The organism is Microbacterium sp. Z6_144, from assembly GCF_057197625.1.
This window is the reverse complement of sequence record NZ_JBXVPT010000001.1, coordinates 1,775,873-1,796,553: the sequence shown is the minus strand read 5'-3', so window position 1 is coordinate 1,796,553 and position 20,681 is coordinate 1,775,873. Positions and strand designations below refer to the sequence as shown.

At 70.9% G+C, this 20,681-nt stretch carries 17 protein-coding genes; 2 read left to right on the top strand and 15 right to left on the bottom strand.

Annotated elements, in window-relative coordinates; genetic code table 11:
* Positions 1-13: 13 nt before the first annotated feature.
* The 14 genes from AC2DGY_RS08785 to AC2DGY_RS08720 all read right to left on the bottom strand — a co-directional run bounded on the left by AC2DGY_RS08785 (position 14) and on the right by AC2DGY_RS08720 (position 15,740).
* Positions 14-3,064 carry a DEAD/DEAH box helicase gene (locus AC2DGY_RS08785; RefSeq protein WP_484509308.1) on the bottom strand — a complete coding sequence of 1,017 codons (3,051 nt, stop codon included), beginning with the start codon at positions 3,062-3,064 and terminating at the stop codon, positions 14-16.
* Between the two features lie 41 nt (positions 3,065-3,105).
* The gene (nusB, locus tag AC2DGY_RS08780; RefSeq protein WP_484509307.1) at positions 3,106-3,516 is read right to left on the bottom strand and encodes a transcription antitermination factor NusB; all 411 of its coding nucleotides are present in this window, start codon (positions 3,514-3,516) and stop codon (positions 3,106-3,108) included.
* A gap of 15 nt (positions 3,517-3,531) precedes the next feature.
* Entirely contained in the window at positions 3,532-4,092 is a 561-nt protein-coding gene (efp, locus tag AC2DGY_RS08775; RefSeq protein WP_484509306.1) for an elongation factor P, read from the bottom strand.
* Positions 4,093-4,177: 85 nt separating this feature from the next.
* Positions 4,178-4,636 carry a type II 3-dehydroquinate dehydratase gene (gene aroQ, locus AC2DGY_RS08770; protein ID WP_484509305.1) on the bottom strand — a complete coding sequence of 153 codons (459 nt, stop codon included), beginning with the start codon at positions 4,634-4,636 and terminating at the stop codon, positions 4,178-4,180.
* A 104-nt stretch (positions 4,637-4,740) separates the two neighbouring features.
* Complete coding sequence (gene aroB / locus AC2DGY_RS08765) at positions 4,741-5,814, bottom strand: 3-dehydroquinate synthase (protein ID WP_484509304.1); 1,074 nt, start codon at positions 5,812-5,814, stop codon at positions 4,741-4,743.
* The gene (locus AC2DGY_RS08760) at positions 5,811-6,341 is read right to left on the bottom strand and encodes a shikimate kinase (protein ID WP_484509303.1); all 531 of its coding nucleotides are present in this window, start codon (positions 6,339-6,341) and stop codon (positions 5,811-5,813) included. Before AC2DGY_RS08760 ends, aroB begins: the two co-directional genes overlap by 4 nt.
* On the bottom strand, positions 6,328-7,557 hold the full coding sequence (aroC, locus tag AC2DGY_RS08755; RefSeq protein WP_484509302.1) for a chorismate synthase: 1,230 nt from the start codon (positions 7,555-7,557) through the stop codon (positions 6,328-6,330). The genes AC2DGY_RS08760 and aroC overlap by 14 nt, the downstream gene beginning before the upstream one ends.
* 4 nt (positions 7,558-7,561) lie before the next feature.
* Positions 7,562-8,416, bottom strand: a complete 855-nt coding sequence (locus AC2DGY_RS08750) for a shikimate dehydrogenase family protein (RefSeq protein WP_484509301.1) — start codon at positions 8,414-8,416, stop codon at positions 7,562-7,564.
* Positions 8,386-9,846: an endolytic transglycosylase MltG gene (gene mltG, locus AC2DGY_RS08745; RefSeq protein WP_484509300.1), complete on the bottom strand. Its 1,461-nt coding sequence runs from the start codon at positions 9,844-9,846 to the stop codon at positions 8,386-8,388. The genes AC2DGY_RS08750 and mltG overlap by 31 nt, the downstream gene beginning before the upstream one ends.
* A 1-nt stretch (position 9,847) precedes the next feature.
* Positions 9,848-10,321: a Holliday junction resolvase RuvX gene (gene ruvX, locus AC2DGY_RS08740; protein WP_484509299.1), complete on the bottom strand. Its 474-nt coding sequence runs from the start codon at positions 10,319-10,321 to the stop codon at positions 9,848-9,850.
* Positions 10,318-12,984, bottom strand: a complete 2,667-nt coding sequence (gene alaS, locus AC2DGY_RS08735; RefSeq protein ID WP_484509298.1) for an alanine--tRNA ligase — start codon at positions 12,982-12,984, stop codon at positions 10,318-10,320. The genes ruvX and alaS overlap by 4 nt, the downstream gene beginning before the upstream one ends.
* A gap of 67 nt (positions 12,985-13,051) precedes the next feature.
* On the bottom strand, positions 13,052-13,558 hold the full coding sequence (locus tag AC2DGY_RS08730; RefSeq protein ID WP_484509297.1) for a hypothetical protein: 507 nt from the start codon (positions 13,556-13,558) through the stop codon (positions 13,052-13,054).
* Between the two features lie 76 nt (positions 13,559-13,634).
* The gene (gene rpsD, locus AC2DGY_RS08725) at positions 13,635-14,264 is read right to left on the bottom strand and encodes a 30S ribosomal protein S4 (RefSeq protein ID WP_484509296.1); all 630 of its coding nucleotides are present in this window, start codon (positions 14,262-14,264) and stop codon (positions 13,635-13,637) included.
* A gap of 192 nt (positions 14,265-14,456) precedes the next feature.
* Positions 14,457-15,740 (bottom strand): replication-associated recombination protein A, encoded by a 1,284-nt coding sequence (locus tag AC2DGY_RS08720; RefSeq protein ID WP_484509992.1) that lies wholly within the window; start codon positions 15,738-15,740, stop codon positions 14,457-14,459.
* A 567-nt stretch (positions 15,741-16,307) separates the two neighbouring features.
* On the opposite strand from AC2DGY_RS08720, the gene AC2DGY_RS08715 reads away from it, so the two are divergent.
* On the top strand, positions 16,308-17,777 hold the full coding sequence (locus AC2DGY_RS08715) for a DUF349 domain-containing protein (RefSeq protein WP_484509295.1): 1,470 nt from the start codon (positions 16,308-16,310) through the stop codon (positions 17,775-17,777).
* A 90-nt stretch (positions 17,778-17,867) separates the two neighbouring features.
* Positions 17,868-18,416, top strand: coding sequence for a hypothetical protein (locus AC2DGY_RS08710; RefSeq protein ID WP_484509294.1), 549 nt, complete (start codon positions 17,868-17,870; stop codon positions 18,414-18,416).
* On the opposite strand, the gene AC2DGY_RS08705 is transcribed toward AC2DGY_RS08710, so the two are convergent.
* Positions 18,395-20,650, bottom strand: coding sequence for a RelA/SpoT family protein (locus AC2DGY_RS08705; protein WP_484509293.1), 2,256 nt, complete (start codon positions 20,648-20,650; stop codon positions 18,395-18,397). The genes AC2DGY_RS08710 and AC2DGY_RS08705 overlap by 22 nt on opposite strands.
* Positions 20,651-20,681: the final 31 nt, after the last annotated feature.

Genomic DNA, 20,681 nt, shown 5'->3' with positions numbered 1-20,681 from the left:
GAACCCATCGAGTCTACGCGGGGCGTGCCTGGACGTCCGGTGGGCGGGCCGGGGAAACCGATCGGGGTTCGAGGAGGCCGCGGATGTCGTCGGCGTCGAGGGGCTGAGCGAGCGCGTCGGACTCGTCCAGCACCGAGCGGAACAGCTCCGACTTCCGCCGCTGCAGCGCGCCGACCTTCTCCTCGATCGTCCCCGCCGAGAGGAGCCGGTAGACGAAGACGCTCCGGGTCTGGCCGATCCGGTGCGTGCGATCCACCGCCTGGGCCTCCGCCGCCGGGTTCCACCAAGGATCCAGCACGAAGACGTAGTCGGCCTCGGTGAGGGTGAGTCCGAAACCGCCCGCCTTGAGGCTGATGAGGAACACCGGTGCGTCCCCCGTGCGGAAGGCGTCCACCACCTCTCCCCTGCGGGTGGTCGACCCGTCCAGAGACGCGTAGGCGATGCCCGCAGCATCCAGGCGCGCCGCCGCGAGAGCGAGGAACGAGGTGAACTGGCTGAACACCAGGGCACGGTGACCCTCGGCGACGACCTCGGCGAGCCGGTCCAGCAGCGCATCGAGCTTCGCGGAACCGATGTGCGCGTCGCCGGCGGATACGAGGCCCGGGGCGAGGCTGAGCAGGCGGAGGAGCGTGAGCGAGCGGAAGACCACCATGCGGTGGCGGTCGAGGTCGTCCAGGAGGCCCAGTACCTTCTGCCGCTCGCGCTGGAGCACCGCGTCGTACAGCGCCCGGTGCGCCGGCGCGAGCTCGACGTGAACGTCCTGCTCCTGGCGGGGCGGCAGGTCGGGGGCGACCAGTTCCTTGGTTCTGCGCAGCAGGAAAGGGCGGATGCGGCGGCGGAGCCGTTCGAGACGCTCGGCGCGGTGACGGGTCGCGGAAGCGACCGCCAGATCGGTGTTCGCCGCCTCGGGTGCGCGTTCGATGGGACGGACGTACTCCTCGCGGAACCGTCGCGCCGACGGGAGGAGCCCGGGCGCGGTCAGCGAGAGGAGCGCCCACAGGTCGGTCAGGCTGTTCTCCAACGGCGTGCCGGTGATCGCCACCCGCACGTCCGAGCGCAGCGCGGCGACGGCCTGATGGAGTTTGGTCCGCGGGTTCTTCACGAACTGCGCCTCATCCAGCAGCACCCCCGCCCACTCCTGGGCGGCGAAGTCCTCCGCATCCAGGCGCAGGACGGCGTAGGACGTGACGAGGAGGTCGGCGTCCGCGGCGATGTCGGCGACGCGAGCCCCTGTGCGACCGCGTGTCGCGCCGACCGTGCGCACCGTCAGGTGCGGGATGAACCGCGCGGCCTCCTCGGCCCAGGTCGGGAGCACGGAGGTGGGAGCGACGACGAGGAACGGCCGTCGTTCGCCCTCGGCGCGGGCGTGCGCGACGAGCGCGAGCGCCTGAAGCGTCTTTCCGAGTCCCATGTCGTCGGCGAGGATCCCACCGAGGCGGTGGCGCCACAGGAAGGCGAGCCAGCTGAAGCCCGCCTGCTGATAGGGCCGGAGCTGCGCGCGGAGGCCGGCGGGCGGCGGGAGGAGCTCCACCGCGCCGGCGTCGCGGAGCCCTTCTACCAGCCGGCGCCACGCGAGGACCGGCTCGGCCTGGTCGGCGAGGTCTTCGAAGTCGTCCCACAGGCTGATCTGCGTGCGCGCGATGCGAGGACCGGTCTCCCATTCGGCGAGGGCCGCCGCCTCCTCCAGCAGATCCTTGAGCCGGTCCAGCGCCGGATGCCGCAGCGAGAAGTAGGCGCCGTCCGAGAGCATCATCCGGCCGCGCCCCCGGGCCAGCGCCGCGAACAGCGGGCGGAACGGGATCGAGCGCCCGTCGATGGTCACGATGATCCCCAGGTCGAACCAGTCGGGGTCGGGGCTCTCCACCGTCGTGACGGTGATGGCGGGGTCACCGGCCAGCTCGCGGTACGCCGGACGGTTCCCGGTGGTCTCCACGCGGACGCCCTCCACCGCTTCCAGGACGGGCAGGACGCTCGCCGAGAACTCCGCCGCGTCGGCGCCTTTCAGCGTGGCGGCTCCGGCGAACGCGAGGGACGTCGTGCGCGTCCATGTCGCACGCACCAACTCGGCGATCCGGCGTGCGTCGCGCTCGCCCTCGTCACCGTCACCGTGGACGTCGTCGCGCTCGCCACCGTGGGCGTCGTCGCGCTCGCCACCGTCGTCGGCGGGGAGGAAACGGACCGGATGCAGCCCGGGACGGACCCACCACATGTCGTAGGCGACCGTGTGCCCCGGCCGATACGCGACGGCGACCCGGAGCGTGGGGCGCTCCAGCGACGGAAGGACGAGGCCGGGCTCGGCTGCCACCGGGGTGCGCCGGGCCAGTACCGGGTACAGATCGCGGAGGAACTCCGCGGTCTCCTCTGCCGGCACCACGATCCCGGCCGACCCCAGCAGCGCCGGCAGTGGGTCGGGAAGGCGTCCCGGCGCGAGCACCACGGGGATCGGGTCGCGGTCGAGGGTGAAGGAGTAGATGCCGGAGGATCCGAGCGGACGCACCGTGGCCGCATCCACGTCGCCCCCCGGAAGGCTCACACGGGCGCGGAGGTGCAGGCCCCCGTCCGGGGCGGCAGCGAGGAGCACGGAGACCTGCGCGTCGTCGGCGAGGGTCACCTGCTGCTGCGGGTGCGTCGCGACCAGTGCGATGCCGTGCGTTGCCGCGATCCTCAGATGCGGCCACAGGTGCGGGGAGGTCACCGGGTCGAGCGGGATCCAGTCGGGAGCGGTCGAGAAGGCGCCCGTCAGGCGTGGCGAGGAGGCGAGGGCCTGGAGCTCGGTGAACCAGCGTGCCTGTGCGGGACGGAAGCGATCGGGGAACCGGCGGACGACGTCCCACGAGACGTCGCCCTTGATCCATGCGCCGCGCGTGCCGGCCGTCAGCGGGCGGACGGCGAGGGAGAGGTCGTCCTGCCGCTGGGCGAGGGAGCGCGGGGTGACGGCCGAGATCCCGCGGGGGTCCCATCGCGCCGGATCGTACGCGTCGCGCTGGCGCAGCTCGACGCCGAGCGCCAGCGGCGGGCGCTCCGCGTCGCCGGGGTCCGGGATCAGATTCCGCCAGGACGACATCGCCTCATCCTCTCCGAGGCTTCCGACGTCGGTCGCCGCCCTCAGCCGGCGCGGGCGATCCGGCCGAGCACGCCGTGCACGAACGGGCCGGAGTCGTCGGTGGAGAACTCCTTGGCCAGTTCGACCGCCTCGTCGATGGCTACGGCCGCGGGGACGGCGTCGTTGTAGAGGATCTCCCACGCACCGATCCGCAGCAGTGCGCGGTCGACCGCAGGCATCCGTGCGAGGGACCAGTCCTTCGCGAACGTCGTGATCTGCTCGTCGATCTCGTCGTAGTTGTCGATCACGCCGTCGACGATCTCCCGCGCGTAGAGCCATGAGGCCTCGCGCGCCGGCTCGTTGGCCGCTCGCTTGGCCTCAGCGGCGAGGACGGTGGGGAGGTCTTCGCCGCGCACATCGGCGGAGAACAGGATGTCCAGGGCGCGCTTGCGCGCCTTCGTGCGCGCACTCATCGAATCGACGCCACGTCAGTTGACGCGGCCGAGGTAGTCGCCCGTGCGCGTGTCGACCTTGACCTTCGTGCCCGTCTCCAGGAACAGCGGCACCTGGATCTCGTAGCCCGTTTCGACGGTGGCGGGCTTCGTACCCGCCGACGAGCGGTCTCCCTGGAGGCCGGGCTCGGTGTAGGTGATCTCCAGCACGACGGATGCGGGCAGCTCGACGTAGAGCGGGTTGCCGTTGTTGAGCGCGATCTGCACCTGCTGGTTCTCCAGCAGGAAGTTGGAGGCGTTGCCCACGACGCTGGCGGGGACGGTCAGCTGGTCGTAGTCCTCGACGTCCATGAACACGAAGGCTTCGCCGTCGTTGTACAGGTACGTGAAGTCGCGGCGGTCGACGTTTTCGATCTCGATCTTGGCGCCGGCGTTGTAGGTGCGGTCCACCGTCTTGCCGGTGACGACGTTCTTGAGCTTGGTGCGCACGAAGGCGCCGCCCTTGCCGGGCTTGACGTGCTGGAACTCGATGACGTTCCACAGCTGTCCGTCGATGCTGAGGACGACGCCGTTCCTGATGTCTGCGGTGGAGGCCATGGGAAAAGAAGGTCCATTCGTCGGGGAGCCGGGCCGAAGACGGCCCGACAGCATTCTACGGGATGGCGTGTGCCTCGCCGGGGCGTCAGCCCTCGGCCTGACCGGCGATGATGTCGCACAGGAGCGCGACGGCTCGCGCGTAGCCGGGAACCCCTTCGCCGCTCACGTGGACGACGGCGACATCGGCGATGTAGGAGTGCTGGCGGAACGGCTCGCGGGCCGACAGGTCGGAGATGTGCACTTCGGCCACCGGCAGTGCCACGCCCGACAGCGCATCGCGAAGCGCCACGGAGGTGTGGGTGTAGCCGCCGGCGTTGATGACGATCCCGGCGCAGTCCTCGCGCGCGTCATGGATGGCGTCGATGAGAACGCCCTCGTGGTTGCTCTGGACCGCACGCACGTCGAAGCCGCGCTCGGCGGCGGCGTCGGCGGTGACCTGTTCCACGTCGGCGAGGGTCGCGGTGCCGTAGATCTCCGGTTCCCGCGTGCCGAGCAGGTTGAGGTTGGGGCCGTTGACCAGGAGCAGGCGGCGGGCGGTCGTCACCGCTGCACACTACCAGCGGCCCGAGAAACGACGATGCGGACGAGACGGGACGCGGCGCGGCATTTCTCGTCCGCATCGTCGTTTCTCGGCGCTGGGACGCGGCGCTAGGCGGCGACCTCCTGATAGGCGGCGAACAGCAGCGACTCGTCGGGTGCCTGCAGCACGGTGGGGCGGGCGAGGTCGTCCAGGACGATGAAGCGCAGCATCCCGCCGCGGCTCTTCTTGTCGCGCTGCATGGTGGCCAGCAGCTGCGGCCACGCTCCCCCGCGGTAGGTCATCGGCAAGCCGAGGGCGCCGAGGATGTCGCGGTGCCGCTGAACGATCGCATCGGGAAGCCGCCCGGCGAGGCGGGAGAGCTCTGCGGCGAAGACCATGCCGACCGAGATCGCGGCGCCGTGGCGCCACCGGTACCGCTCGGCGTGCTCGATCGCGTGTCCCAGCGTGTGACCGTAGTTGAGCACTTCGCGAAGACCCGCCTCACGGAGGTCCTCGCCGACCACGCGGGCCTTCATGTCGATGGCGAGCTCCAGGGTGCGCCGGAAGGCCTCGCTGCGCGGGTCGACGACGGCGACGGGGTCGGCCTCGATGAGATCCAGGATCTCGGGGTGCCAGATGAACCCGGCCTTGACGACCTCCGCGTATCCGGCGACCCGCTCGTTGGGCGACAGGGAGTCGAGCAGATCGAGGTCGCACACCACGGCCGTCGGGGGCCAGAACGCACCGACGAGGTTCTTCCCCTCGGCCGTGTTGATGCCGGTCTTCCCGCCCACGGCGGCATCCACCATCCCGAGGACGGTCGTGGGCACCTGCACGAGGGCGACCCCGCGCAGCCACGTGGCGGCGACGAAGCCGGCGAGGTCGGTGACCGCTCCCCCGCCGAATCCCACGATCACGTCGGTCCGGGTGAAATCGGCCTGCCCGAGAATCTGCCAGCAGAATGCCGCCACCTCGACGCGTTTGCCCTGCTCGGCGTCCGGAATCTCCGCCAGGAGCACCTCGCGATCGGCCAGGAGCACCTGTCGCAGCTGCTCGGCACGCTCGGCGAGCGTCGGCGGGTGAACGATGAGCACCTTGCGCGCGGCGGCGGGCAGGACCTCGCCCAGCGAGGCGACGAGGCCGTGGCCGACGGTCACGTCGTACGCCGTGGCGCCGGTGACGGGGATGGTCGTGGTGCTCATGCGGGGCTCGATCCGGTCGGGGTGGAGGCGCGCGCCCAGCGGGCGACATCGTCGACGACATCCTGCAGCGGGCCGCGCGACGTGTCGAAGGTCACATCGGCCAGCGTCTCGTACAGGGGGCGGCGGCTCTGGAAGATCTCGGTCCATCGGCCGAGCGCATCATCGCCGCTGAGCAGCGGGCGTGACCCGTCGCGGATGCGGCGGATCACGACGTCCGGCTCGACGGTGAGGTAGACCACGCGACAGGCGGCGAGGTCGGCGCGGGTGTCGGGATGGAGCACCGCTCCCCCGCCGAGCGACACGACGCCGCCGGAGCCGAGGCTTTCGCGGACGACCTCGCGCTCCAGGACGCGGAAGCCGTCCTCCCCGTGCTCGGCGAACAGGGCCGGGACGGGGGCGTGGGTACGCGCGAGGACCGAGTCGGTGTCGGTGAAGCCGAGATCGAGCTGCGCGGCCACGCGACGGCCGATGCTGGATTTGCCCGCCCCCATCGGGCCGATGAGGGCGATGGTGTCAGAGTGCGCCATCGGAGGCGGCCAGCGTGGCGTCGCTGGCGGGTGTCGTCGGCAGCGACGCGGAGACGGCATCGAGGTAGGACAGCAGGTTGCGACGCGTCTCGCCGACGCTGTCACCGCCGAACTTCTCCAGGACCGCCTCGGCCAGCACGACCGCCGTCATGGCCTCGGCCACGACTCCCGCGGCGGGCACCGCGCAGACGTCGGACCGCTGATGGTGGGCTGCCGCGGCCTCACCCGTCTCCACGTCGATCGTGCGCAGTGCATGCGGGACGGTGGCGATCGGCTTCATGCCCGCTCGCACACGCAGGACTGTGCCGGTGGACATCCCGCCCTCGGTGCCGCCGGCGCGATCGGTGGCGCGGGCGATGCCCTCGGGGGTGGCGAAGAGCTCATCGTGCGCCTGGGAGCCCCGTCGCGTGGTGGTGAGGAAGCCGTCTCCGACCTCGACGCCCTTGATCGCCTGGATGCTCATCAGCGCCTGGGCGAGCTTGCCGTCCAGTCGGCGGTCCCAGTGGACGTGCGACCCGAGACCCGGGGGCAGACCGTACGCGAGCACTTCGACGACACCGCCGAGGGTGTCACCGTCCTTGCGGGCGTCGTCGACCTCCGCGACCATCCGCGCGCTCGTCGGAGCGTCGAAGCAGCGGAGCGGATCGGCGTCGAGCGCGTCCACGTCGTCGGGCGCGGGGAGCGGAGCGCCCTCGGGCACGCGGATCGGACCGATCGAGAGGGTGTGGCTGACCAGGCGGATGCCGAGTTCGGAGAGGAACGCGCGTGCCAGGGCGCCGAGCGCGACCCGGGCTGCGGTCTCGCGGGCGCTGGCTCGTTCCAGGACGGGGCGGGCTTCGTCGAAGTCGTACTTCTGCATGCCGACGAGATCTGCGTGCCCGGGGCGGGGGCGGGTCAACGGCGCACCACGTCCGCGGGACTTCTCGGTGAGCTCGACCGGCTCCGCGCTCATGACCTCGACCCACTTGGGCCATTCGGTGTTGCCGATGCGCAGGGCGATCGGGCTGCCCAGACTCAGGCCGTGCCGGACGCCCGAGGAGATCGTGAGCTCGTCCTCCTCGAACTTCATCCGCGAGCCCCGGCCGTAGCCGAGCTTGCGACGCGCCAGGTCGGCGCGGATCGCGGAAGACGAGATCGGCACACCGGCGGGAAGACCCTCCATGATGGCGACGAGTTCGGGGCCGTGCGATTCGCCGGCCGTGAGCACGCGGAGCATTGCCCTAGTCTCCCATGACGGCCTGGCGCATGGCCGCCAGCACGGCGGGCTCGTCCGGGAGGGTCGCCCGCGGGTCGCCGGAGACGAAGATGCGCACCTGCAGCAGGGCCTGGTGCAGCAGCATCCCGAGCCCGGAGCACGCCGTTCGCCCCGCCACCTCCCACGCCCTCCCGAGAGGCGTGGGCCAGTCGCCGTACACGACGTCGACGAGCGTCCCGCCGGTGGCGGCGAACCGCTCGGCCGCCGCCCCGATGTCGGTCCCACCCGGAAGGGTCGCCACCGTGACATCGACGTCGGCGAGCCGGCCGTCGTCGAAGCCGGTCGATGTCACGACCACGCCGAGGTCGGCGCCGAGGCCGGTCAGTCGCGCGACGGCGCCGGGGCGGCGCGCCACGATCTCCACCCGACGCGCGCCCAGCTCCGACAGGGCGACGAGCGCCGACGTGGCCGTCGCACCGGCGCCGAGTACTCGACCGGTGACGACCTCCGCCACGCCCCGCTCGGTGAGGGCACCCACGAGTCCGCCGACGTCGGTGTTGAACCCTCGCGTCTCTTCGCCGAGGAGCAGGGTGTTCACCGCGCCGGTGAGGGCTGCGGGGCGATCCATCGACGCGGCTGCGCGCGCGGCGGCCGTCTTCAGCGGCATCGTGAGGGACAGCCCCCGCCATGTGCTGTCGAGCGCCGCGAGGGCGGTGTCGAAGTCGTCCTCGCCGACGCGCCGGCGACCGTACCCCCAGTCGAGACCGAGGGCGCGGTACGCCGCCGCGTGCAGGCGCGGCGACCGGCTGTGCTGGATCGGGTCGCCCCAGACCGCCAGGCGCGTACCCGTCAGCATCCCGAGTCGGGGTGGTCCTGACACCACTCGATCCACTGGTCCACGGCCTGCTGATGCTCATCGGCAGTGGTCGTGAAGACCGTCTCACCGGTGTCCAGGTTCACGGTCACGAAGAAGAGCCACGGGCCCTCCGCCGGGTGCATGGCGGCGTCGATGGCCTGGTCTCCCGGGTTGGCGATCGGCCCCGCCGGGAGTCCGTCGACCACGTAGGTGTTCCACGGGTTGTCGTCGAACTGCGCTTCGCCCGATGTGCTCGCCGAGCCCTCATGCAGCTCTCCGTAGCCGTATTGCGCGGTGGAATCCATCTGCAGCTGCATGCCCTGGTCGAGCCGGTTCTGGATGACGCGGGAGACCCGGAAGAAGTCCTCCTCGGATCTCGCCTCACGCTGGATGATCGAGGCGACCGTGAGGACGCGCTGCCGCTCCTCGGCGGGCACGCCGGCGGCGTCCAGCGACTCGACCGCGCGATCCACCATCCGTGCGACGACGTCGGTGGCGGTCATCCCCGGGTCGAACGTGTAGGTGGCCGGGAACAGCCAGCCCTCGAGCGAGTCGGCGGCGACGTCGTACGCCGACGGATCGGCCACGGCGGCCTCCAGGTCTTCCAGCGGCATCCCCATCTGCTCGGAGATCGCCTCGATCGACTGCTGCACGGTGAGACCCTCCGGCAGTTGCGCGGTGTTCTCGAGCTTGTTGGCGGGGTCGCGGAGGGCCTCGAGCACGGCCGGTGACGTCATCTCCAGCTGCAGGCGGTACACGCCGGGCTGGAACGTGAAAGCCACCGAGTTCTCCACCATGTAGTCGTAGAGGGACGTCGGGGTCTTGGTGACGCCGGCGTCGTACAGCTTCTGCGAGACCGGCACACCCGTGTCTCCGGCCGCGACCGTGAGCTGCGCCTCCCCGTGCGCCTGACCGGCCTCGAAGTCGTCGGCGCTGCTGCCGGCGAAGAAGCCCTCGATCCGCTCACCGAAGGTGTTCCAGGCCCACACGCCGCCGCCCACAACGCCCCCGATGAGCGCGAGCACGACGATGAGGGCGATCCATCCGCCCGTGCGGCGGCGCTTGTTCGGGCGCGGCGGCGGGGTGCCGAGGTCGTCGGCGGTGCGGGCGCCGGTGAAGAGGTCTTCCAGCGTGCCGGAGGAGGCGCGACGGGCAGGCTCCGCCGCGCGCGAGGCGTGCGCCGACGCGCCCACGCGCGCCGGCTCGCGAGCGCCGACGCGCTCGAGCTCACCGACGGGGTCGGACGGGTGCACCGCCGCAGGCGCGCCGTCGGGTGTATCGCTGCCACGGACAGAGCGTGCGGCGCGCCGGGACGTCGGCGTGGACGCGGGCGTCGGCGTGGACGCGGGCGTCGGCGTGGACGATCCCGCGTCGGACTCGCGGCGGCGCGAATCGGGAAGCTTCGAGTAGAGATCGGCGAACGGGTCGTCGAATCCGGACGTGTTGTCGGGCATATCAGGCGGGCTCCTGTCCCGAAGGTACGGCTGCCCCGGCCGGGTTGCCGGAGCGCCTCTCGACGTCGAGTGCCTGCTGCAGCAGCACCACAGCGGCGACTTGGTCCACAATGCTACGAGACCGACGCTGGGAACGCCCGGCAGATCGCAGCACGTCGTGCGCGGTCACCGTGCTCAGCCGCTCATCCACGAGGCGCACGGGCGTCGCGGATGCGGCGGCAAGCTCCGCCGCGAAGCCCCGCGCGTCGGCGGTGGAGAGGGTATCGGCACCGCTCAGACTCGTCGGCAATCCCACCGCGAACTCCACCGCCTCGTACTCGGCGGCGAGCTCCAACAACCGCGCGATCGTCTTCTCCGATCGCGCAACCGTCTCCACCGGCACCGCGAGCAGTCCATCCGGATCGCTGCGGGCGACACCGACCCGGGCCTTGCCCACGTCGATTCCGAGCCGGATGCCGCGGCGGATGGCGGTCACTCCCCCGTCGTCGCCAGCTCCGCGACCACGGCGTCCAGCGCGCCCGGAAGGGCCGCCGCATCCGTGCCGCCGCCCTGGGCCACGTCGTCGCGACCGCCGCCGCCGCCGCCGAGGCGGGCAGCGGCCGCCCGGGCGAGCGTGCCCGCCTTCGCCCCCACCGCACGGGCGGCGTCGTTGGTGGCCACGACCACGGTCACCCGGTCGCCGAGCGTCGCACCGAGGGCGACGACGGCGGGGCCGTCGCCCATCCGGTCGCGCACCTGCAGAGCGAGCGAACGGACGTCGTCGGCGGATGCGACCGCGCCGAGCGACTGCGCCACCACGCGTACGCGGCCGGCGCTCGCGGCCGTGCCGGTCAGCTGCGGGACGCGGTCGGCCAGCGCGCGCGCCTCGTACTGGGCGATGCGCTTCTCGGCGGCCTTGAGGTTGGCCGTGAGTTCCGCGATCCGAGCGGGCAACTGGTCGCGGGGCGTCTTCAGCGAGGAGGTCAGCTGCGACACGATCGCGCGCTCCGCGGCGAGGTCGCGGAACGCATCCAGGCCCACGAGTGCCTCGACGCGGCGGTTGGATGCTCCGACCGACGACTCGCCCACGAGGTTGATGAGCCCGATCTCGGCGCTCGAGGAGACGTGGGTTCCGGCGCACAGCTCGCGCGACCACGGGCCGCCGATATCGACCATCCGCACGGTGTTGCCGTACTTCTCGCCGAACAGCGCCATGGCGCCGAGCTCCCGGGCCTGATCCAGCGGAAGCACGCGGGTGGTCACCTCGAGGTTGTCGCGCACGGCGTTGTTGGCGATCTCCTCGATCTCCGACCGGGTCTCGGGCGACAGCGACTGACCCCACGAGAAGTCGAAGCGGAGGTAGCCCGCCCGGTTGAGCGAGCCGGCCTGGGTGGCGGTCTTGCCCAGCGTGTCGCGGAGGGCCGCGTGCACGAGGTGCGTGGCCGAGTGCGCCTGCCGCGCGGCGCGCCGGTTCGCGGCATTCACCACGGTCGTGGCCGTCTCCCCCACCGCGACCTCGCCGGTGGCGACCTGCACGGTGTGGCTGACCAGCCCCGGCACGGGCTTCTGCACGTCGAGGACGTCCAGCTCGTACCCCGGGCCGACGATGACGCCCTTGTCGGCCACCTGGCCGCCGGACTCGGCGTACAGCGCCGTCTCGGCGAGGATGACCTCGGCGACCTGCCCCGCGCGGGCGCGGTCGACCGATACGCCGTCCACGAGCACCCCGAGCACGCGGGATTCCGTCTCCAGGTCGGTGTACCCGGTGAAGACGGTCTCGCCGTGAGCGCGGAAGGCGCTGTAGACGCTCTGGTCGGCGATCGTGCGCTTGCGCGACTTCGCGTCGGCCTTGGCCCGGTTGCGCTGCTCGAGCATGAGGCTGTCGAAGGCGGTGCGGTCGACGGAGAGGCCGGCCTCCTCGGCGATCTCGAGTGTCAGGTCGATCGGGAACCCGTAGGTGTCGTGCAGCAGGAACGCCTCGGGACCCGAGAGCGTCGTCCCGCCGGTCTTCTTGGTGTCTTCGACGGCGAGGTCCAGAATCGTGGACCCCGACGCGAGGGTGCGCAGGAAAGTCTCCTCCTCCGCGACGGCGTACTGCGAGATCCGCTGCCAGTCGGTCTCCACCACCGGATAGGCGTCCTTCATCGCGTCGCGGGATGCGGCGAACAGCTCGGGGAAGCTCGGAGCATCCACGCCCAGCAGACGCATCGCGCGCACGCTTCGGCGCATCAGCCGGCGCAGGATGTAGCCGCGGCCGTCGTTGGCGGGGGTGACGCCGTCCGACAGCAGCATGAGCGAGGAGCGGACGTGGTCGGCGATGACGCGGAAGCGCACGTCGTCTTCGGGGTCGGCACCGTACCGCCGGCCGGAGAGCTCCACGGCACGGTCCAGGACCGGTCGCACCTGGTCGGTCTCGTACATGTTGTCGACGCCCTGCTTGATGAAGGCGACGCGCTCGAGGCCCATCCCGGTGTCGATGTTCTTCGCCGGCAGATCGCCGATGATGTCGAAGTCGATCTTGGAGCGCACGTTGTTGATCGCGTACTGCATGAACACGAGGTTCCAGATCTCGGTGAAGCGGTTGTCATCCACCGCCGGTCCACCGTCGCGGCCGTACGCCGGGCCGCGGTCGAAGTAGATCTCCGAGCATGGGCCTGCGGGGCCGGGCTGACCGGTCGACCAGTAGTTGTCCTCGCGGCCGAGGCGCTGGATGCGCTCCACCGGGAGCCCGGCGACCTTCTGCCACAGCTCCGCGGCCTCGTCGTCGTCCTGATAGACCGTGACCCACAGGTCGCGCTCGGCGAAACCGAGGCCGCCGTCGGCCTCCGACGAGGTCAGCAGCTCCCACGCGTAGGAGATGGCGCCTTCCTTGAAGTAGTCGCCGAACGACCAGTTGCCGAGCATCTGGAAGAACGTGCCGTGGCGGGCCGTGTGGCCCACCTCCTCGATGTCGTTCGTACGGATGCACTTCTGCACGTCCGCCGCCCGCTGGAAGGGAGCAGGAACCACCCCGGTCAGGTAAGGGATGAAGGGGACCATCCCGGCGACGGTGAACAGCAGCGACGGATCGTCGGTGACGAGCGATGCCGACGGGACGATGGTGTGGTCGTTCTTCTCGAAGTAATCGAGGTAGCGCTGGGCGATCTCAGCGGTCTTCATGTATCGGGTCTTTCGAGAGGCGCGGTCATCCGGCCCGGCCGAGCCGGGCGGGTGGCGGAGGTGGGGGTCAGTCGGAGGTTCGGGGTGTGGCCGTGGGGGCGCCCTCGGGCGCCGGGTGAGCTGCGGCGACCTCGGCGGGCGTCGGGATGTCGGAGGCCGGTGCGGCGGTCGGGCGAGCGGATGCGTCGTCCGCGGGGGCATCCGAGGTGTCGGTCGCGTCCTGCGTCGCGGCATCGACGGTGTCGGTGGCCGCGGCCGCGGTCGAGGTGGCCACGTCCTTGGCGGCCTCGACCACAGAGGCGGCGGCATCCCTCGCGGTGCTCACGGCGGTTGCGGCCGCTTCCTTGACCTCGGACAGCGGACCGGCGAAGCGGGCCTCCTGCTCGCGGTAGGCCGAGCCCATCCGGTCGGTGAACTCGCTGATGCGGGCGTCGACCTGCGCGAGCACCTGGTGCCCGCGGGGGTCACGGTTCACGAAGTGGGCGGCGACGACGCCGCCGGTGATGCCGAGCAGAAACCAGAGCAGGTTCTTCACGATCGTCACTTCCTCGGATCGGGGCCGCGCGTGCGGCATCCCTTCATCGTAGACGGCATACGACGAAGGGCGCCGGGATAGCCCGACGCCCTTCGTGCGTGCTGTACCGCGTCGCTTAGCGCGCCGCGTAGTACTCGACGACGAGCTGCACGTCACACGTGACGGGCACCTCTGCACGCTTCGGGCGACGCACGAGGCGTGCCTGCAGCTTGTCGAGCTCGACTTCGAGGTAGCCGGGAACGGGGGGCAGCACGTCCGCATGCCCACCGGCGGCGGCGACCTGGAAGGGCTCGAGGCCCTCGCTCTTGGGCTTGACGTGCACGACCTGGCCCGGCTTCACGCGGAAGGACGGGCGGTCCACGAGCTGGCCGTCGACGAGGATGTGGCGGTGCACCACGAGCTGGCGCGCCTGAGCGGTCGTGCGGGCGAGACCCGAGCGGACCACGATGGCATCCAGTCGCATCTCCAGCAGCTCGACCAGGTTCTCACCGGTCAGGCCGTCGACGCGGCGGGCCTCGTTGAAGGCGATGCGCAGCTGCTTCTCGCGGATGCCGTACTGCTCGCGCAGACGCTGCTTCTCGCGCAGACGGACGGCGTAGTCGCTGTCCTGCTTGCGCTTGGTGCGACCGTGCTCACCCGGAGCGTACGGGCGCTTTTCGAGGTACTTGGCTGCCTTGGGGGTCAGCGCGATGCCGAGCGCCCGCGACAGGCGGACCTTACGGCGGTCCTGGGACTTCGTTGCCACGAAGAGTTCCTTCCGAATACGTGGCCGCGCACTTCGCGGCTCACGGACGTATCAACCCCTTCCGCCCGTCCGGTTCGCACGCCGGGGCGCACCGTACGGTGGTTCAGGAAGAGGGGGATGCCCGAAAACTCTGTTTCGAGCCGATCCAGTCTAACAGAGGCCCCCCGCGGCCCGTTTCCGGGCAGGCAGGCGTCACTGCCCGTCGAGGATGCGGCGGATCTTCTCCAGGCGCGCCGCCACATCGCGTTCCTGTCCGTGGTTCGTCGGTTCGTAGTAGCGCCGCCCCCGCAACTCGTCGGGCAGGTACTGCTGCGTCGCGATCCCGATGTCGCTGTCATGCGGGTACTGATACCCCTTGCCGTGGCTGAGTCGCTTCGCGCCGGGGTAGTGCGCGTCGCGCAGGTGCACCGGCACCCGTCCGAAGCCGCCCGATTTGATATCGGCGATCGCCGCGTTGATCGCGTTGTAGGCCGCGTTCGACTTGGCCGTCGTCGCCAGGTACGCCGTCGCCTCGGCCAGCGGGATCCGGCCCTCCGGCATCCCGATGAAGGCGACGGCGTCGGCGGCGGCCACCGCGATCTGCAGGGCCTGCGGGTCGGCGAGCCCGATGTCTTCGGCGGCCGAGATGACCAGCCGCCGGGCGATGAAGCGCGGGTCCTCGCCCGCCTCGATCATGCGCGCGAGGTAGTGGATCGCAGCATCCACGTCGGAACCGCGGATGGACTTGATGAATGCGCTGATGACGTCGTAGTGCTCGTCGCCCTGCCGGTCATAGCGCAGCAGCGCGCGGTCGACGGCCTGCGCGATGTGGTCGGCGCTCACGACCGGCGGCGCCGCATCCTCGGCATCGTCGGCGGCGACGGATGCGGCCGCCTCGAGGGCCGTCAGTGCTCGGCGGGCGTCGCCGGAGGCCAGCCGCACGAGCGCGGCGCGGGCCTCGGGCTCGAGCGTCACCGCGCCGTCCAGCCCGCGGGGGTCGGCGACGGCCCGGTCGATGAGGAGTCCGAGGTCGTCGTCGCCGAGCGGCCGGAGGGTCAGCAGGAGCGACCGCGACAGCAGCGGAGAGATCACGGAGAACGAGGGGTTCTCCGTCGTCGCGGCGATGAGCACGATCCATCCGTTCTCCACCCCGGGCAGAAGCGCGTCCTGCTGGGCCTTGGTGAAGCGGTGGATCTCGTCGAGGAACAGGATCGTGGACTGTCCGTACAGGTCGCGCTGGTTCAGGGCTTCCTGCATCACCTCGCGGACATCCTTCACGCCCGCCGTCACGGCGGACAGTTCGACGAATCGCCTTCCCGAAGAGCGGGCGATCGCCTGCGCGAGGGTCGTCTTGCCGGTGCCGGGCGGCCCCCACAGGATGACCGACACCGACGACGCGGACGCGCTCCCGTCGGAGGACGCCAGCGCGACCAGGGGCGAACCGGGGCGGAGCAGATGGCCTTGACCGGCCACTTCGTCCAGAGAGGTCGGTCGCATCCGCACCGCGAGGGGGGTCTGCCCCCGGAAGAGTGCGGCGGGAGAGGTCACTCCCCCAGGCTATCCGTGCACGCCGACATCGCGGTCGCGCTTTTGGCCGTTGGCGTCGCGGCTGCGTAGGATGCTTCGCGCCCGGGATCACCGGGCCGAGGAGGATGCGGTGGCCGCTGGCGGCAAGGGACGCGACACGCGCGAAGCACGGGAACGCGCGCGGGTTTATCAGGCGCGCCGAGAGCTGCACGAGGGGCAGTCGCGCCGCAGACGACGCGACAATGTGCTCGCGGGCGTGGTCGGCGGGCTCGTCATCCTCGCCGCCATCGGAGGACAGGTCGCGTACTTCACCGCCGGCCCCGGCGCCCCCGAGCCCTCGCCGGCTTCCAGTCCCAGCCCGACGACGTCTCCTGCGCCATCGACCCCGCCGGCGCCGGCCGAGACTCCGGCGCCTACCGACACTCCCCCGCCCGCTCCATAACGACTCGGTCGGTGCCCTGCGCCGTGACCGGGTCAGGTACTAGGCTCGTCCCCGTCCCCAACCGAGGCGGCCCGAGCCGCGATGAGGTGCATTCCGTGACTGCCGACGCCGATACTTCTGACGCCGAGACTTCCGACGCCGCGACCGCCGAGATCGAGACCGCCGAGATCGAGACCGCCGAGATCGTCGAGACTTCCGACAGCGAGACCGCCGAGATCGAGAGCGCCGAGACTTCCGACAGCGAGACCGCCGGGACTCCCGACGCCGAGACCGCCGAGACTTCCGACAGCGAGACCGCCGAGACTCCCGACGCCGAGACCGCCGAGACGAGCCGCGATCTGCAGACGGCGTGGGGCCGCGTCGATGACGACGGCACGGTGTCGGTCCGCGAGGGCGAGACCTGGCGTGTCGTGGGGCAATACCCCGACGGCACCCCGGAAGAGGCGCTCGCCTACTTCCAGCGCAAGTTCACCGACCTCGCCAGCGAAGTGACGCTCCTCGAGGCACGCGTGCGACGGGGTGGTGCTCCGGCAGCCGACCTCCGCTCGACCGCCAAGACCCTGCGCGCGCGCACCGTGGATGCCGCCGCCGTCGGCGACCTCGAGAACCTTCGAACCCGCATCGACGCCCTCACCGAGAAGCTGGCCGAGGCGACCGAGGCCGAATCGGCCGCGGCCAAGGAGGCGGTCGAGGAGGCCGTCCGTGAGCGCACGGCGATCGTCGAAGCGGCCGAGGCTCTGGCCGCCCGCGACCCCGAGACCGTCCAGTGGAAGCAGGCATCCACCGAGTTGACCGCGCTGTTCGACCGCTGGCAGTCCCACCAGCAGAACGGCCCTCGCCTGCCGCGCTCGGTGGGCCAGCAGCTGTGGCGCCGCTTCCGCGACGCGCGGTCGACGGTTGATCGGCACCGCCGGGAGTTCTACGCGAGCCTCGACCAGACGCACAAGGCCGCGCGCGACACCAAGACCCGTCTGGTCGAGCGCGCGGAAGCCCTCGCCCCCCGCGGCGAGGACGGCATCGGCGCCTACCGCGACCTGCTCGACGAGTGGAAGGCGTCCGGCCGGGCCGGCAAGAAGCTCGACGATGCCCTCTGGGCCCGCTTCAAGGCCGCCGGCGACGCCCTGTACGGCGCACGAGCCGAACGGGAAGCCGCCGACACCGAGGCCTCCAAAGAGAAGATCGAGGCCAAGCGCGCCCTGCTGGTCGAGGCAGCGCCGATCGTGGACGAGCGTGACCTCACCCGCGCCCGGTCGCTGCTGACGAACGTGCAGCGTCGCTGGGACGACATCGGCCGTGTGCATCCCCGTGACGTCGAACGCGGGCTGGATGACGACCTGCGCAAGATCGAGCAGAGCGTTCGCACCCGTGAAGAAACCGAGTGGAAGCGCAACAACCCCGAGACCAAGGCCCGCGCCAACGACATGACGCGCCAGCTGACGGAGGCGATCGAGAAGCTCGAAGCCGAACTCGCCGATGCGCAGTCGCGCGGCGACGCGCGTGCCGTCAAGGAGGCCGCCGACGCCCTCGAGGCGCGGCGTACGTGGCTCCGGGCCGTCGGGGGCTGACCCGCCCTCCCCCGCTCGGAAGCAAAACCGGTTGTCCACAGTCCGTCGGGCCCGGCGTGCGCGCCGACGCGCGTGGGTGAGACTGCGGGGATGACCTCGCCCTTCGTGTACTTCGCCGGCGGCCGGCTCTCTCAGGCCGAGCTCACGGCGGCGTGCCTGGACGGTGACCTCATCGCCCTCGGCGAGGGTTTCGTGCCCGCCGACATCGTCGAGTCGGTCGCGCTGCGCGCCGCGAGCCTGGCGCGGATGCTCGGCGACTGTCTCGCGGCGTCGCACGTGAGTGCGGCGTGGGTCCTCGGCGGCATCGACCAGCCGCCGCTCCGGCACAGTGCGCAGCGGGCCGTGCCGCGACGGCTGCACCACATCATCGACCGGCGCCTGATCTACCACGATCCGTGCGTCGCCCCCGAGGATCTGCTGCAGGCCGGAAGCGTCTGGGTGACCACGCGCGCCCGCACCGCCGCCGATCTCGCCCGCACGCCCGGCGCGCCTCACGAGACCGCGCTGCGGTCATGGGTGCACCGCGACCCGGGCATCGCCGACGAGGCGGCGTCGTGGTTCGCCCGGCGCGACCGCATCCCCCATCGGCGGCGTGCGGAGGCGCTGCTCGCGGCGATTCAGGACGAGGTGACGCGGTAGACGTCGTAGACCGCGTCGATCCGCCGCACCGCGTTGAGCACCCGGTCCAGGTGCACCGTGTCGCCCATCTCGAAGACGAAGCGGCTGAGGGCGAGCCGGTCGTTGTTGGTCTGCACGGTCGCGGAGAGGATGTTCACGTGGTGCTCGCTGAGCACGCGGGTCACGTCGCTGAGCAGCCCTGAACGGTCGAGGGCCTCGACCTGGATCTGCACGAGGAAGACGCTCTTGGACGTCGGGGCCCACTCGACCTCGATCATCCGCTCGGGGTCGGCCTCGAGCGACTTGACGTTGGTGCAGTCCGCGCGGTGGACGGAGACACCGCTGCCGCGTGTGACGAACCCGATGATGGCGTCGCCGGGAACGGGCGTGCAGCACTTGGCGAGCTTGACGAGGATGTCGGGCGCGCCCCGCACGAGCACGCCGGAGTCGCCGCCGCGCGGCGCGCGGCTCCGGCCCACCTGGGGCAGCTCGATCGGGCCGGTGGAGGTGTCCTCGGCGGCGCTGACGAGCGCGGTGACCTTCTCGATCACCGATTGCGTGGAGACGTGCCCCTCGCCGACGGCCGCGTACAGCGCCGAGACGTCCTCGTAGCGCAGCTGATGGGCGACCTCGGTGAAGGAGTCCTGGCTCATCAGCTTCTGCAGCGGCAGGTTCTGCCGGCGCATCGCCCGCGCGATGGACTCCTTGCCCTGCTCGATCGCCTCTTCTCGGCGCTCCTTCGTGAACCACCCGCGGATCTTGTTGCGGGCGCGCGTGCTCTGGACGAAACCCAGCCAGTCCTGACTGGGACCGGCGTCGGGATTCTTCGAGGTGAAGACCTCCACGACGTCGCCGCTGGTCAAGGTCGACTCCAGCGGCACCAGGCGCCCGTTGACCTTCGCACCCATGGTGCGGTGGCCGATCTCGGTGTGCACCGCGTACGCGAAGTCGACCGGGGTCGCACCGGCGGGGAGTCCGATGACGCGCCCCTTCGGCGTGAACACGTAGACCTCTTTGGCGCCGATCTCGAAACGCAGCGCGTCCAGGAACTCGCCCGGGTCGGCGGTCTCGGCCTGCCAGTCGGAGATATGCGCGAGCCAGGCCATGTCGGTGTCAGCCGACTTGCCGTCGGCCTTGCCGCCGTTCATCCGTTCCTTGTACTTCCAGTGCGCGGCGACGCCGTACTCGGCCTGCTGGTTCATCTCGTGCGTGCGGATCTGGATCTCCACGGTGCGGCCGCCGGGGCCGATCACGGTGGTGTGCAGCGACTGGTAGAGGTTGAACTTGGGCGTGGCGATGTAGTCCTTGAAGCGGCCCGGCAGCGGAGTCCATCGTGCGTGGATGGCACCGAGCACGGCGTAGCAGTCGCGGACCGTGCTCACGAGGACGCGGATGCCGATGAGGTCGTAGATGTCATCGAACTCACGACCGCGCACGACCATCTTCTGGTACACGGAGTACAGCTGCTTCGGGCGGCCCATCACGCGGCCGCGGATCCGGAGTTCCCGCAGGTCGGCGTCGACGGAGGCGATCACGTTCTGCACGTACTGTTCGCGCTGGGGGGTGCGCTGCTTGACGAGGCTCTCGATCTCGGCGTACAGCTTGGGATGCAGCACCGCGAACGAGAGCTCCTCCAGCTCCGACTTGATCGCCTGGATGCCGAGGCGATGCGCGAGCGGCGCGTAGATCTCGAGCGTCTCGGTGGCTTTCTTCGCCGCCTTCTCCGGGGGCACGAAACCCCAGGTGCGCGCGTTGTGGAGACGGTCGGCGAGCTTGATGACGAGAACACGGATGTCGCGCGACATGGCGACGATCATCTTGCGGACGGTCTCGGCCTGTGCGCTCTCGCCGTATTTGACCTTGTCGAGCTTGGTGACGCCGTCAACGAGCATCGCCACCTCGTCGCCGAACTCCGCCGCGAGCTCGTCGAGCGGGTACCCGGTGTCTTCGACGGTGTCGTGGAGGAGCGCTGCCGCGATCGCCTTCGGACCGAGCCCGAGGTCTGCGAGGATCTGCGCCACCGCGAGCGGGTGCGTGATGTACGGCTCGCCGCTCTGACGCTTCTGACCGGCGTGCTGGGTGTCGGCCACGGCGTAGGCCCGCTCGATGATCCCGAGGTCGCCCTTGGGATGGTGCGTGCGTACCGTGCGGAGGAGCTGATCGACGCCGTCGCGCTTGGCGGAGCGGGAGAAGATCCGCGGCACGAGACGGCGGAGCGACGAGGTCTGGGCGACCGGAGGCGCTGTTTCCGTCATCCGGGCACCTCCTCTGTTCGTTTGGTCGCGA